12 protein-coding genes are annotated in these 14228 nt (G+C 43.0%); 9 read left to right on the top strand and 3 right to left on the bottom strand.

The window, feature by feature from the left end:
• Nucleotides 1-180: 180 nt before the first annotated feature.
• The 7 genes from CJ190_RS06210 to nrdE all read left to right on the top strand — a co-directional run bounded on the left by CJ190_RS06210 (nt 181) and on the right by nrdE (nt 9095).
• Entirely contained in the window at nt 181-1029 is an 849-nt protein-coding gene (locus CJ190_RS06210; RefSeq protein ID WP_064292774.1) for a MurR/RpiR family transcriptional regulator, read from the top strand.
• A 19-nt stretch (nt 1030-1048) separates the two neighbouring features.
• Nucleotides 1049-1741: an N-acetylmannosamine-6-phosphate 2-epimerase gene (locus CJ190_RS06205; protein ID WP_064292773.1), complete on the top strand. Its 693-nt coding sequence runs from the start codon at nt 1049-1051 to the stop codon at nt 1739-1741.
• Nucleotides 1742-1756: 15 nt separating this feature from the next.
• On the top strand, nt 1757-3736 hold the full coding sequence (locus tag CJ190_RS06200; RefSeq protein WP_064292772.1) for a PTS transporter subunit IIABC: 1980 nt from the start codon (nt 1757-1759) through the stop codon (nt 3734-3736).
• 70 nt (nt 3737-3806) lie between these two features.
• Nucleotides 3807-4952 (top strand): N-acetylglucosamine-6-phosphate deacetylase, encoded by a 1146-nt coding sequence (nagA, locus tag CJ190_RS06195; protein WP_064292786.1) that lies wholly within the window; start codon nt 3807-3809, stop codon nt 4950-4952.
• 452 nt (nt 4953-5404) lie between these two features.
• On the top strand, nt 5405-6418 hold the full coding sequence (gene nrdF / locus CJ190_RS06190; RefSeq protein ID WP_064292785.1) for a class 1b ribonucleoside-diphosphate reductase subunit beta: 1014 nt from the start codon (nt 5405-5407) through the stop codon (nt 6416-6418).
• Entirely contained in the window at nt 6418-6846 is a 429-nt protein-coding gene (gene nrdI / locus CJ190_RS06185) for a class Ib ribonucleoside-diphosphate reductase assembly flavoprotein NrdI (RefSeq protein ID WP_064292771.1), read from the top strand. Before nrdF ends, nrdI begins: the two co-directional genes overlap by 1 nt.
• Before the next feature lie 50 nt (nt 6847-6896).
• Nucleotides 6897-9095: a class 1b ribonucleoside-diphosphate reductase subunit alpha gene (gene nrdE, locus CJ190_RS06180; RefSeq protein ID WP_064292770.1), complete on the top strand. Its 2199-nt coding sequence runs from the start codon at nt 6897-6899 to the stop codon at nt 9093-9095.
• Between the two features lie 92 nt (nt 9096-9187).
• Here nrdE and gpmA read toward each other — a convergent pair whose 3' ends face one another.
• Nucleotides 9188-9868 (bottom strand): 2,3-diphosphoglycerate-dependent phosphoglycerate mutase, encoded by a 681-nt coding sequence (gpmA, locus tag CJ190_RS06175; RefSeq protein WP_064292769.1) that lies wholly within the window; start codon nt 9866-9868, stop codon nt 9188-9190.
• A 147-nt stretch (nt 9869-10015) separates the two neighbouring features.
• Nucleotides 10016-10684: a 2,3-bisphosphoglycerate-dependent phosphoglycerate mutase gene (locus tag CJ190_RS06170; RefSeq protein WP_064292768.1), complete on the bottom strand. Its 669-nt coding sequence runs from the start codon at nt 10682-10684 to the stop codon at nt 10016-10018.
• A 335-nt stretch (nt 10685-11019) separates the two neighbouring features.
• On the opposite strand from CJ190_RS06170, the gene CJ190_RS06165 reads away from it, so the two are divergent.
• Nucleotides 11020-11592, top strand: a complete 573-nt coding sequence (locus CJ190_RS06165) for an NADPH-dependent FMN reductase (protein WP_064292767.1) — start codon at nt 11020-11022, stop codon at nt 11590-11592.
• 64 nt (nt 11593-11656) lie between these two features.
• Here the strand turns inward: CJ190_RS06165 and CJ190_RS06160 are convergent, their stop codons facing one another.
• The gene (locus tag CJ190_RS06160; protein ID WP_064292766.1) at nt 11657-12214 is read right to left on the bottom strand and encodes an ECF transporter S component; all 558 of its coding nucleotides are present in this window, start codon (nt 12212-12214) and stop codon (nt 11657-11659) included.
• Nucleotides 12215-12384: 170 nt separating this feature from the next.
• Between CJ190_RS06160 and spxB the strand changes: the two genes are divergently transcribed.
• Nucleotides 12385-14172: a pyruvate oxidase gene (gene spxB, locus CJ190_RS06155; RefSeq protein ID WP_070597892.1), complete on the top strand. Its 1788-nt coding sequence runs from the start codon at nt 12385-12387 to the stop codon at nt 14170-14172.
• The last annotated feature ends 56 nt before the right edge of the window (nt 14173-14228 follow it).

The following is a 14228-nucleotide window of genomic DNA, read 5'->3' as shown; positions in this document are numbered from 1 at the left end:
CTCATTTAGCCCTTGCTTTTTGGCGAGGGCTTTTTTACTAACTAATTTTACTTTCAAGTGGTCTAAAAGATTATACAAATACTTGAAAGAAGAACCACTTTTTAAATTGAATATTGAAAATGCATTCATAAAAGTCTATGATTATAGGTGAAAGCGATTACAGCTGGAAAGGAGGGCAAAATGAAAAAGTTTACTGATAGCATTATTCCTTTAATTGAAGCATCTTATGAATCCTTATCCCCTGGAGAGAAAATCATTGGCGATTATTTTATCCAGGCTAATCCAGGCGAGGGGGATTTAGCGGTAGACCAACTGGGGAAGAAACTCCATGTTTCGGATTCCACCTTTACCCGCTTTGCAAAGAAATTAGGTTTCAAGGGCTATCGGGAATTTTTGTTTGAATACCAGCAAATGCCTAGTCACCGGGGGATAGAGGCTTCCAACAAACATACCATGCGGGTGCTCTCGGACTACAATGCCATCATCAATAAAAGCTATAACCTGCTTGATGAAAATGATATCCATGACCTGGTTACAGCCTTAATTAGTCAAGACCAGATCTATATCTATGGTATCGGCAGTTCTGGATTGGCTGCCCGTGAGTTTAGTCAACGATTGATGCGACTAGGTTTTCCCTGCCAGGCCATTACTGACTACGACTTAATCCGCGTCCATAATGTGGTGGTTAACGCCAAATCTTGTGTGCTAGGTTTTTCAGTATCGGGTCATACAGAGGTCATAAACCAAGCTCTCTATGCAGCTAAGCAAAATCAGGCCTATACTGTTTTATTTACAGCCCATAGTAATGCCAATAAGAATCAGGAATTAGATAACCTGATTAAAATTGCCAGTGTAAAAAACCTTAATTTTGGTAATCGTATTTCTCCGCAATTGCCCCTTATTGTCATGTGTGACGTGATTTATGACTATTTAATGGAAGAAGACCGCTTCAAACGCCAAGAAAAATTCCAACAAAGTTTAAAATCCTTAAATGTAAATCCTGATCGCGATAATTTATATATTAAATAAAAAAGGAGATTGATAGCAAATGAATAAAGCAGAATTTATCGACCAAGTCTCTGGCGGCTTAATTGTTTCTTGTCAAGCCCTTCCAGGCGAACCGCTCTATACGGAAGAGGGAGGTATTATGCCCCTAATGGCCAAAGCTGCTCAGGAGGCTGGAGCAGTTGGCTTACGGGCTAATTCAGTCAGAGATATTAAGCAAATCCAGGAAGTTGTCGACCTTCCCATCATTGGGATTATTAAGAAAGATTACCCACCTGAAGAACCCTTCATCACCGCTACTATGGATGAAATTGACCAACTGGTTGAAACCGGTTGTGAAGTGATCGCCTTGGATTTGACTGACCGCAAACGCCATGACGGGCTAACGGTCAATGAATTTATCCACCAAATTAAGGAGAAATACCCTGACCAATTATTTATGGCCGATATTTCAACCTTTGAAGAGGGGCTCAATGCCCACCAAGAGGGGATTGACTTTGTCGGAACCACTTTAGCTGGCTATACCGACTATAGTGAAAATATTGATGGGCCCAATTATGACTTGATTAGCCAGCTGGTTGAAGCTGGGTGTGATGTGATTGCTGAAGGCAAGATTCACTATCCCAGTCAAGCTAAGAAGATCCAAGACCTGGGCGCTAAAGGCATTGTTGTCGGTGGGGCGATTACCCGGCCTAAGGAAATTGCCCAACGCTTTATCCAGGCTTTGGATGAATAATAAGGAGGAACAGCCATGTTTGAAAAATTCTCTAAGTTAGGTCAGGCTTTTATGCTGCCGATTGCTATCTTGCCGGTAGCGGGGCTCTTATTGGGCCTAGGGAGTGCTTTATCTAACGATGCCGCTCTGGCTCAATTTCCCTTTTTAGCCAATGATTTTATCCAAGCGGTCTTTACCGTGATGACCATGGCGGGGAATGCCGTCTTTGCTAACTTACCCCTTATCTTCTCCATTGGGATCGCGGTGGGGCTGTCAGAAGCTGACCACGGGACGGCTGGTTTATCCGCTGGGGTGGCCTTCCTCGTCTATACAGCTACCATCAGTGCCTGGTTGCAACTCTTCTCCGAACCTGATGCGACGATTGATACCGGGGTGCTGGGCGCCTTGTTAATTGGTTTAACCGTGACCTACTTACATAACCGTTATCGTAAGATTGAACTTCCGCAATTCTTAGGTTTCTTTGGGGGTAACCGTTTTATTCCCATTGTTTCAGCAATAGCAGCCATTTTTCTAGGGTCGATCATTTATGTGATCTGGCCACCGATTCAAGAAGCCATGGTGGGCTTAGGTGAACAGATCGCAGCCATGGGAAGTATTGGTTCCTTCTTCTATGGTTTCTTCCTCCGTCTAACCGGTGCGGTGGGTCTCCACCATACCATTTACCCACTTTTCTGGTATACCTCACTGGGTGGGGTAGAGACGGTGGCTGGTCAAACCATTGAAGGGGCCCAAAATATTTACTTTGCCCAATTAGCTGATCCTAACTTTACTGGTCTCTATACTTATGGAACCCGCTTCTTTGCAGGGCGTTTCGCGACCATGATGTTTGGTTTACCAGCAGCAACTCTAGCCATGTATCATTCTATCCCTAAGGAAAATCGTCCAGCCAATGCAGGTTTTTATTTCTCGAGTGGGCTGACTTCTTTCTTAACCGGGATTACTGAACCGATTGAGTTTTCTTTCCTCTTTGCGGCTCCCTGGTTATATGTGATTCACGCCTTCCTTGATGGGGTGTCCTTCTATATTGCCGATATCCTCCAAATTCGAATTGGTAATACTTTCTCAGGAGGACTGATTGACTTCCTGCTCTTTGGTCCCTTCCAAGGCAACAGCCAAACCAACTGGATCCGGGTTATTCCAATAGGGATCATCTGGGCAATTCTCTACTATATTGTCTTTAGATTCTGTATTAAGAAGTTCCATGTGACGATTCCTGGTATGGAAATGACCGCTGACCAGGCTAACAGTGGAAAGACTCGCTCGGGTCAATCTTCAGGCACTCTCCACGACAAGGCCTTGACCATTATTGAAGGCTTGGGTGGACCAGAAAATATTGACCATGTGACCGCATGTGCCACCCGCTTACGGGTATCGGTTAAAGAGAATGGAAAGGTCAATAAAGACACCCTCAAAAGTTTAGGGGCTACCGGGGTGCTTGATGTCAAGAACGGTATTCAAGCCATTTATGGGGGAAAATCGAATATTTATAGCGCTGAGATTAATGAAATTTTAGCTGATTCTGATTTTTCTCAAGCAACTGAAGCCATGAGTCTCTTTACACCTGTAGCGGGCTCCCTTTATAATTTAAGTGAAGTGAATGACCCAGTCTTTAGCCAAGGAACGATGGGACAAGGATTAGCCATTCGCCCTGAAAGTGACCAGGTGATTTCTCCTGTCAATGGGGTAGTGACCAGCCTATTTGAAACAGGCCATGCGATCGGTTTAACCAGTGAAGAGGGCATGGAAGTCCTCATTCATATTGGTTTAGATACCGTGGAATTAAAGGGCCAAGGCTTTACTCCAAGAGTTAAACAAGGCGACAAGGTAAGTATTGGTGACCTCCTGATTACTTTTGACCGCCAAGCCATTGAATCTGCCGCCTATGATGCCTCGGTAGTTCTTGTGGTAACCAATACCAGTGACTATGACCAAATCGAAACAGTAGCTAGTGGTGAAGTTGGTCCTGGAGACGAAATTATCCGCTTGCATAAGTAGTTAACTTCTTGGCATTAGTGTGAAGGATTAGGTTTCCATTTCAAAGGAAAAGCATATTGAAAGGGTGTTAGTGATGAAATATATCAAGGCAAAGGCCATCTTATTAGCTGACCACAAGGAAGAGGAGGCCTATTTAATCGTTAATGATGATGGGACTTTTGGTCAGGTGGTCAAGGCAGTTCCCGACCAGGCAGAAGTGATTGATTATAGTGATGGAATCCTGGCTCCCGGTTTAGTGGATACCCATATCCATGGTTTTCATGGTTACGATGTCATGGACAAAGACCCAGAAGGTATTGAGGCCATTTCTAAAGGGCTCTTGTCCTGTGGGGTGACCTCTTGGCTACCAACCACCTTAACCGATACCAGTGAGAACTTAACTACGGCTTGCCAAGTAGTGGCCCAAAGTAAGGACAAAGTATCAGGCGCTAAAATTCGGGGAATATTCTTTGAAGGGCCCTTCTTCACAGAAGAACATAAGGGCGCCCAAAATGAGAACTATATGTCTGACCCTGATATCGAAAAGGTCAAAACCTGGTTAGAGGCTTCAGAGGGACTCCTCAATAAAATAGCCTTAGCCCCAGAGAGGAAAGGTGTCGTTGATTTCATCCCTCAAGCTGAAGCCTTGGGAGTTCATATTTCTCTTGGACACTCCAATGCGACTTACGATCAAGCCAAAGCAGCTGTTGAAGCCGGTGCCCACTTAATTAACCATACCTATAATGGGATGAGTGGTCTCCACCACCGCGAACCTGGCTTGGTAGGAGCGGCTTTGACCTTGGATAATTTATACACTGAGTTAATCTGTGACGGTTTCCACGTTAAACCTGGTGCCATTAATGTGGTCTTAAAGGCTCGCAAGAAAGGCGAAGTGGTTTTGATCACAGACTGTATGCGGGCAGGCGGTATGCCAGAAGGCCCCTCAATGTTGGGTGAACTTGCGGTTATCGTTAAAGACGGGGCCGCTCGTTTAGTTAACGGTGGTAACTTAGCAGGATCTATTCTTACCCTGGCTAAGGCCGTAGAAAATTTGGTGGCCTGGAACTTGGTTTCCTTAGAAGAAGCCGTTCAAATGGCTTCCTATAATCCTGCCAAGTCAGTGGGGATTGAGGATCAATGTGGCCAAATTAAAGCCGGACTGGACGCGGATTTCATCGTTCTCAATGAACAAGGACAATTACAAGCCACTTATCTCAATGGGAAAAAAGTTTATTAATCATAGTGAATTAAAGAGGCTAAGGCGAAAGCTTTTAGCCTCTTTTTAATCGAATAAAATTTAGTGATGTGGATGATCCTTACATTCTTTTTCAAGCTAGACTTATCGTTTTTATAGATCTAGCCTTTTTTGAATCTAGCATTTAAAAGTTAAATGCACAAATAAGCAGGTCTTTGATTGCTTTTTACTAATTTCTATACAAAAATTGTATTGGAAATCGCCTTTTTCATGAAAATAATTTACCCCCTTGACAAAATTATCTCCCGTAAAAAAGCTTATCGAAATAGGCTTGGATTCTAGTGAAGTTTTTCGCTTATATCTTTGCATTTTTACATACACAATATAATGTGGATATTGACTTGTTAACCACTATATCTTGTGTTAATTTATTCTATGCCAGATCGCATGCATGTAGTCCTGGGAAAATTTAAGTGAAAAGTGGGATAGAAATCATGACAAAAAATTATTATGATCGGTCCGTGTCGCCGGTAGAATATGCCTATTTTGACCAAAGCCAAAATATGAGAGCTATCAATTGGAACAAAATCGTCGATGAAAAAGATTTAGAAGTTTGGAACCGGGTCACCCAAAACTTTTGGTTGCCTGAAAATATACCCGTTTCTAATGACCTCCCATCCTGGAATGAGCTCGATGACGATTGGCAACAATTAATTACCCGCACCTTTACAGGCCTAACCCTATTAGATACTGTTCAAGCCTCGATCGGGGATGTAGCTCAGATTAAGAATTCCCTTACTGAACAAGAACAAGTGATTTATGCTAATTTTGCCTTCATGGTTGGGGTTCACGCCCGTTCTTATGGAACCATTTTCTCTACCTTATGTACCAGTGAGCAAATTGAAGAAGCCCACGAATGGGTGGTAGATAATGAAGCGCTCCAAGCCCGTCCCAAGGCTCTGATTCCTTTCTACACCGCTGATGATCCCCTAAAATCTAAAATCGCTGCTGCCTTAATGCCAGGTTTCTTACTTTATGGGGGCTTTTACTTACCATTTTATCTGTCAGCCCGTGGCAAATTGCCGAACACCTCAGATATCATCCGTCTCATTTTACGGGATAAAGTGATTCATAATTTCTATAGTGGTTATAAATATCAATTAAAGGTTGTTAAATTAAGCCCAGAGAAACAAGCCGAAATGAAACAATTCGTTTTCGACCTTTTATATAAGATGATTGATTTAGAAAAAACTTATTTACGCCAACTCTATGACGGCTTTGGTTTAGCTGATGAAGCCATTCGCTTCTCCTTATATAATGCGGGTAAATTCTTACAAAACTTAGGCTATGAGTCACCATTTACCAAGGAAGAAACGCGGATTGCTCCAGAGGTCTTTGCACAATTATCTGCTCGTGCCGACGAAAACCATGACTTCTTCTCAGGAAGTGGGTCATCTTATATTATTGGAACAAGTGAAGAAACACTAGATGAGGACTGGGATTTCTAATGAAAGAATTAATTGTATATTTTTCTACGCAATCAAATAATACCCACCGTTTCGTTCAAAAATTGGATGCCGAATCCATCCGTATTCCCATTGATGAGGAAGAACGCATTAAGGTGGACGAAGACTATGTTTTAATCGTACCTACTTATTCAGGCGGCAAAGTCACAGATGCCGGTCAGGTTGATGCCCATGGCGCTGTGCCTAAGCAGGTTATTCATTTCTTGAATGATCCAGATAATCGCAAACACTGCCTCGGGGTGATTTCCTCTGGCAATACCAATTTTGGTGATTCCTTTGCCATTGCCGGGCCAGTGATTTCTTATAAATTGAAGGTCCCGCTCTTATATCAATTTGAATTGATTGGGACTAAAGAGGATGTCGAAGAAGTTAACCGCATAATTAGCGAAACCTTTAACGCTGACCAATAAGCAAGTGCAAGCCAAGCCCGAGTGGCGATTATTGAAAGGAGTATGTCTTAATGACATTCAAGCAAGAGGAAAACTACCTGTCACTGAATGCTTTAACCCGTTTTAAAGACCAAGCAGGCCACTATAATTTTCAAGCAGATAAAGAAGCCGTAGCTGTCTATATGAGAGACTATATCCAAGCCAAGACCAAGACTTTTGCTAACTTGGATAGTAAGTTGGACTATCTTTTTGAGAATAATTACTATGAAAAGGAAGTCTTTGACCAATATTCCAAAGATTTTATCCATGAAATCTACCAATGGGCGGATGACCAAGATTTTGCCTTTCCCAATTTAATTGGGGCCATGAAATTCTATTCCGCCTACGCCCTAAAGACGGATGATAAGGCTTATTATCTAGAAACTTATGAAGACCGGGTGATTGCTAATGCGCTCTTTTTAGCCAATGGCGACCAAGACTTGGCCAAGGCGCTGGCAGCTGATATTTTGGCTAATCGCTTTCAACCAGCTACGCCGACCTTCCTCAATGCGGCTAAGAAAAGACGGGGTGAATATATTTCCTGCTATCTCTTAAGGGTAGAGGATAATATGGAATCCATCGCGAGAAGTATTGCAACCAGTCTGCAATTGTCCAAACGAGGCGGAGGTGTGGCGCTCTGCTTGACCAATTTAAGAGAGACTACGGCTCCTATTAAAGGCATGGCCAACCAGGCATCTGGGGTGGTGCCGGTGATGAAGCTCTTGGAAGACTCATTTTCCTATGCTAACCAACTGGGCCAACGCCAAGGCGCAGGGGCGGTCTACCTCCATGCCCACCATCCCGATATCCTTAAATTCCTGGACACCAAACGTGAAAATGCTGATGAAAAGATTCGGATTAAATCCCTGTCCTTAGGTGTTGTGGTTCCAGATATCACCTTCCAACTCGCTAAGGAAAATAAGGACATGGCCCTCTTTTCACCTTACGACATTAAAAAAGTATACGGCAAGGCCATGTCGGATATTTCCATTACCGAAAAATATGACGAGTTATTGGCTAATCCAGCCATCCATAAGGACTTTATTTCGGCAAGAAAACTTTTCCAAGTCATTGCGGAACTGCATTTTGAATCAGGTTACCCTTATTTAATGTTTGAAGATACGGTAAACCGCCGCAATCCCCATAAGAAAAAAGGACGGATTGTGATGTCCAACTTATGTTCAGAAATTACCCAAGTATCTACTCCTTCCAGCTATAATGAAGACCTTTCTTTCCGCACTATCGGGGAAGACATTTGTTGTAACCTAGGTTCGCTCAATATCGCTAAAGCTATGGATCAAGCCCCAGACTTCGGCCACTTAGTCAACCATGCCATCCAAGCTCTGGACCGTATTTCGAGAAAGTCTGACCTAGAGTCTGCACCATCGATTAAGAAGGGCAACCAAGCCAACCATGCTGTTGGACTAGGGGCTATGAACTTACATGGTTTCTTAGCCACCAACCATATTTATTATGACTCAGAAGAGGCCGTAGACTTTACCGACATGTTCTTCTATGCACTGGCCTACCATGCCTTTAAAGCCTCACACGACTTAGTGAAACAACATGGGCCTTTTGCCGGCTTTGCTGAATCGGAATATGCGGATGGTTCTTACTTCAAGAAATATACTGAATCAAGGGTACAGCCTAAGACAGAAAGAGTCCGTCAATTACTCCAAGATTACGGTTTACAATTACCAAGTCAAGAGGACTGGCAAGCCCTCGCTAAGGCCATTCAAGAAGACGGTATCGCTAACGCCCACTTGCTAGCAGTTGCTCCAACGGGGTCGATTTCCTACCTGTCTTCATGTACACCGAGCTTGCAACCAGTAGTTTCACCAGTAGAAACCCGTAAAGAAGGCAAATTAGGTCGGGTTTATGTTCCTGCTTATCAAATTGATAATGACAACTATGCTTATTATCAACGGGGAGCCTATGAAGTCGGTCCTCAAGCCATCATCGATATTGTGGCCGCTGCCCAAAAGCATGTGGACCAAGCTATCTCCTTAACCCTCTTCATGTCTTCGGAAGCGACCACCCGCGATTTGAACCGGGCCTATATCTATGCCTATAGCAAGGGCTGTTCCACCATTTACTATGTTCGCGTCCGTCAAGATGTTTTAGAAGGTAGTGAACATTTAGAAAGTGATGAACTGCTCTCTCCAGGTCCAACGTCTCCCGACCGTCCCTCCTGCAATGGCGACTCGGAATGTGAATCCTGTATGATCTAGGCGAAAACCCCTAGTGAATGAACAATTATAAGCATGCAAAAAAGCAGCTCCTGTCTCGAAAAGGGAAAGGAGCTGCTTTGATTTATTTGAAATTATTTTTTGTGTAAGACAGTTTTGTTAACGACATTGAGGTTTTCGTCGATGTCATAAACGATTGGTTCGCCAGTAGCGATTTCAACGCCCATGATGTCATCGTCAGAAATGTTTTCAATGTGTTTGGTTAGGGAACGTAAGCTGTTACCATGAGCCACAACTAAAACGTTTTTACCGTCTTTAAGTTCTGGAGCAATGTGGTCTTCCCAGTAAGGAAGGGTACGGTCAAGGGTATCCTTTAGACATTCACCAGCAAGCATGTGGCGGGTGTCTAAGTGGTCATAACGATGGTCAAAGGCTTGTTCACCGCTAGCTTGTGGAGGACGTACATCGTAGGAACGACGCCAGATATGAACTTGTTCATCACCATATTTTTCAGCGGTTTCAGCTTTATTTAAACCTTGTAAACCACCGTAGTGACGTTCATTTAAACGCCAATTTTTTTCTACTGGTAAGTAGAGGCGGTCCATTTCTTCTAAAACAATGTTACAGGTTTGGATAGCACGGGTTAGTACGGAAGTATGTACAGAATCAAATTCAATACCTGTTTCTTTTAAATCTTGACCCGCTTTAGCCGCTTCTTTACGACCGTTTTCACTTAATTTTGGATCTAACCAACCGGTAAAGACATTGGCTAAGTTTAATTCACTTTCACCGTGACGAATGAATACTAATTTCATTTTTTTCCTCCTAAATAATTCTTGCAAAACACTGTGGCCTAAGCCATAATATCTCACTTTATTCTTATTTTACTTGAGAATAGCGCAGAGGGCAATAGCTTTTAAAAGAAAGTGATTATATTCACCAAGTGAAAACTTAGATTGTGATTAAGATAAGATCTCCTTACTTTGCAGATGGAGATCCTGGTTGAAATGGTAGACAATGGGGAGGGCATTGGCGATTTCAATCTGGCTGGCTTGGTTGGGTTCCAGGTCTTCGATCACCATTGTTAAGGCCCTAAGGAGGTTACCATGGGAGACGATGAGGACATTCTTCCCTTGCTTCAGTTGGGGGATGATCTGATCTTCTAAGTAGGGCAGTAAGCGGACTTGGGTATCCTTTAAACTTTCACTTTGCGGTAGGCTAGAGCTATCTAAGAAGGGATAGCGGTCGCTAAGTTGGTTATTTTTAGCGCGTGGCGGACGAACATCATAGGACCGACGCCAGGTGTGGACTTGGTCTTTACCAAACTTTTCCCGGGCTAAGTCTTTATTCATACCCTCCAAAGCCCCATAATTGCGGCCATTTAACCGCCAAGATTTATGTAAGGGCAGGTAAAGTTGATCCATAGCCTCCAGGACGACATTACTGGTTTGAATGGCCCGGCTTAAAAGCGAGGTGTGGATAGCATCAACTTGGTATCCGGCGGCTTTCAGACGGAGCCCCGCAGCATAGGCTTGGTCCTTTCCCTTTTGGGTCAGTTTGGCATCATACCAGCCAGTAAATAAGTTATTTAAATTGGAGCTACTTTGTCCATGACGCAGTAATATAAGCATGAGCTTACTCCTTCCATAGATTTTTTCTTCTCTATTTTAAATAAAAGCCGGCCTAAAGTAAATTCTTGCCTGAATCCTTATAGCTGAGAAATTTTGCTGCTGGATCAACGAACAATACCAAGAAGGAGTACCAAAAATTGTATTGATTTTTTGATCGAATTGAGGCCTCTACCAAGAGATTTCCCGTCTTTAACCCTTTACTATGAGGCTGCAAAAATTGGCTAAAAAGCTTATAAAAAAGATAGGCATCTTGCTTGCTTTTATAATTTAATGTTAATAAAGTTAATATAGTTTAATTTTAATAAACATTATTTTAATGGAGAAAGGAAATTATTATGGCAAAAAAAGTTGTAGTTTTAGTAGGTAGTTTACGTGAGGGATCCTATGCACGCAAGATTGCTCAAAATGCGATCGACATGTTTAGTGACGATTATGATGCTGAAATTGTCGAAATTCGTGACCTACCCCTATATGATGCTGACTACGATGACGCTGAAATGACTAATAAACCCTTACCAGAAAGCTATGTGAGCTTCCGTCAAGCAATTAGTGATGCCGCTGGGGTCTTATTTGTCACCCCTGAAAATAACCGGACTATCCCTGCCTGCTTAAAGAATGCAGTCGATGTGGCTTCAAAACCTAAGGGAGCAGTGGCTTGGACTAATACTCCTGCAGCAATTATCTCGCATTCGGTCGGTGCTATGGGGGGTTACAGTGCTAACAAGAACTTACGTCTAGCTTTGTCTTACTTCGTGATGCCAACTATCCAACAACCGGAAGTCTTTTTAGGTCATTCGGCTGATCTTTTAGATGAAAACGGCAAGTTCAAACAAGAATCAACCATCAATTTTGTTCAATCTTACATTGACCAATTCGAAGACCTAATGGCTAAAAATCCTAAAGCCTAAGACTTATAAGTAAAGGGACTGTGAATTCACTCACAGTCCCTTTTTATCATGGTTGTAGTAATTTTTAAGCAGCTAAGGCTGGGTAGCGGTCAATGACTTTCTTCATGGGATAATAGAGCAAGGTAACTAGGACAGCGGTTACGGCTGCTGTGAATAAACTAGCCGGCATACCAGTTGCGGCGATGGCCATGGCTGCTGCAAGAGAATTGCCTAGTAAGACTTGGCGGAAGGTATACTTGATGAAAATGACAATGACCTTGGTCACCCCAGCTACAACTCCAATGGTGGCTAAGCGTCCGATGGTCAATTGTGAATGGAAGACCTTGCGGAAGAGTAGACTTACGACGGCAATGACGACCAGGTTTTCTAAGACTGTGAAAATTGCCACCGAAGCATAACCATTGAGAACATCATAGAGAAATAGACCCGCTACAGCAGCTAAAGTGCCTCGCTTTTCTCCCATTAAGAGGACTCCGAGAACCACTAGAGCGTTGCCCGGGTGAACAAAGCTCTTGGAAATGGCGGAAGGCATGGGAATGTGAATAAAAGTAATGGATAAAATAATGAGAGCTGCATACATCCCCATGGCTACCCATTCAAAGAGAGAATTATTTTTATGCATAAGCTATCGCTCCTTTTAAATAAATTTGCTTTAAATTATAACCCATATTTTAACTGGTAAAAGAAAAAATTGAGCATATTATTCATATTTTTGCCTTGCTTTTGATAAAGTGAGGGTGGAAACGGTAAATTATTTAATTGAAAAGAAAAAGAAAGGAAAGGGACATTAGAATGGCGACTATCGATGCATGGGTGGCAGGACTGCGTGTATTGGAAGACTGGGGAATTAAGAATGTTTATGGCCTTCCAGCAGGTTCGCTCAACTCCTTAATGGATGCTTTTGAAAAGGAACAAGGTAAGATTAACTTTATTCAAGTGCGTCACGAAGAAACTGGAGCCTTAGCAGCTTCCATGAGTGCAAAATTCACAGGTAAGATTGCGGCTTGTATCGGGTCAGCAGGACCAGGGGCAACCCACCTCTACAATGGTCTCTATGATGCTAAGGAGGATAATGTACCGGTTTTAGCCATTATTGGCCAACGCCCAGAAGTGCAATCTAACTATGACATGTTCCAAGAGTTCAACCAAAACCCTTATTTTGCTGATGTGGCTGTTTATAACCGTCGGGTGGCTTATGCTGAGCAGCTCCCCAAGGTCTTAGACGAAGCCATCCGTACCGCCATTGCCAGAAAAGGCGTAGCTGCAGTTGAAGTACCAGTCAGCTTTGGTTGGGAACCGCTTGAAGAAGATTCCTGGTATTCCTCAGCTAAGAGTTACCGCGACTATCCGCTTATGACACCAGGGGCTGAGGATATTGACCAAGCGGTTAAAGTCTTAGCAGCTAGTGAACGGCCGCTTATCTATGCTGGTATTGGGACCCAAGGCAGTGGCCAAGATGTAGTCGAACTGTCTAAGAAAATCAAAGCCCCAGTGGTTGTCACCGGGATTAATTTTGATAATTTTGATTATGAATTTGATGCCCTATTAGGGTCTGCCTACCGGGTGGCTTGGAAGCCAGCTAATGAAGCCTTAGAAGAAGCGGACACCATTCTTTTTGCTGGTTCCAACTTTCCTTTTGCTGAAGTCGAAGGGACTTTTGACCATGTCAAACACTTTATCCAAATCGATATCGACCAACAAAAACTGGGTAAGCGTCATGACGCTGATGTCAGCATCTTAGGAGATGCCGGAGAAGCCATCCGCCAAATCACAGAAAAAATTGAAGAAAAAACCGATAATGGCTGGTACAAGGCCAATATTGACAATGCTAAAAACTGGAAAGATTATCTCCAAAGTCTAGAGCAAAGAGAGAGTGGAGATTTACAACTTTTCCAAGTCTACCATGCCATTAACCAAGTGGCTGATGAAGATGCTGTCTATTCGATTGATGTGGGTAATACCACCCAAACCTCTATCCGCCACCTTCATATGACGCCTAAGAATACCTGGCGGACCTCAAATATCTTCGCTACTATGGGGAATGGTCTTCCAGGTGCCATTGCAGCAAAACTAGAAATGCCAGGCCGTCAAGTATGGAACTTAGCCGGCGACGGAGGCTTCTCCATGGCTATGCAAGACATCGTCACGGCAGTCAAATACAAGCTCCCTATGATTAACGTGGTCTTCACCAATGAACGTTTCGGATTTATCCGTGACGAACAAGAAGATACCAACGATAACTTCTATGGAATTGACATCGCAGATGTTGACTTCGCCATGATTGGTAAGGCCCAAGGTGCTGTTGCTTACACCGTGACTGAAATTAGCCAATTGAAGGATGTCTTCACTCAAGCGGTCGCTGATGAAAAGGACGGTAAAGTGGTCGTGATTGACTGTAAGATTAGTCTTGACCGCCCAATTCCAGTGGAACATTTAGAGCTGGATCCTAAACTCCATTCAAAAGAAGCCATCGCTAAGTTTAAAGAACGTTATTACGCTGAAGAGCTTAAACCTTTAACGGATTATCTTCAAGCTGAGGATGTCGAAATTCGCCAATACCAATGGAAGGAAACCCTGTAAGCTAATAAGTTTAGTTTTGGAATCTGCTGAATAACCATGTTAGAAAAATAATAAAC

This window comes from Aerococcus loyolae, assembly GCF_002871915.2.
Taxonomy (GTDB): domain Bacteria; phylum Bacillota; class Bacilli; order Lactobacillales; family Aerococcaceae; genus Aerococcus; species Aerococcus loyolae.
Note: the sequence above shows the minus strand (reverse complement) of the source record. Positions and strands in the feature narration are given on the sequence as shown.

Bases quoted from the DNA above. Each gene is read 5' to 3' on its own strand.
- CJ190_RS06200 (WP_064292772.1), top strand. From the start codon at position 1,757: ATGTTTGAAAAATTCTCTAAGTTAGGTCAGGCTTTTATGCTGCCGATT.
- nrdF (WP_064292785.1), top strand. From the start codon at position 5,405: ATGACAAAAAATTATTATGATCGGTCCGTGTCGCCGGTAGAATATGCC.
- CJ190_RS06205 (WP_064292773.1), top strand. From the start codon at position 1,049: ATGAATAAAGCAGAATTTATCGACCAAGTCTCTGGCGGCTTAATTGTT.
- CJ190_RS06210 (WP_064292774.1), top strand. From the start codon at position 181: ATGAAAAAGTTTACTGATAGCATTATTCCTTTAATTGAAGCATCTTAT.
- CJ190_RS06170 (WP_064292768.1), bottom strand. From the start codon at position 10,684: ATGCTTATATTACTGCGTCATGGACAAAGTAGCTCCAATTTAAATAAC.
- CJ190_RS06165 (WP_064292767.1), top strand. From the start codon at position 11,020: ATGGCAAAAAAAGTTGTAGTTTTAGTAGGTAGTTTACGTGAGGGATCC.
- gpmA (WP_064292769.1), bottom strand. From the start codon at position 9,868: ATGAAATTAGTATTCATTCGTCACGGTGAAAGTGAATTAAACTTAGCC.
- CJ190_RS06160 (WP_064292766.1), bottom strand. From the start codon at position 12,214: ATGCATAAAAATAATTCTCTCTTTGAATGGGTAGCCATGGGGATGTAT.
- spxB (WP_070597892.1), top strand. From the start codon at position 12,385: ATGGCGACTATCGATGCATGGGTGGCAGGACTGCGTGTATTGGAAGAC.
- nrdE (WP_064292770.1), top strand. From the start codon at position 6,897: ATGACATTCAAGCAAGAGGAAAACTACCTGTCACTGAATGCTTTAACC.
- nrdI (WP_064292771.1), top strand. From the start codon at position 6,418: ATGAAAGAATTAATTGTATATTTTTCTACGCAATCAAATAATACCCAC.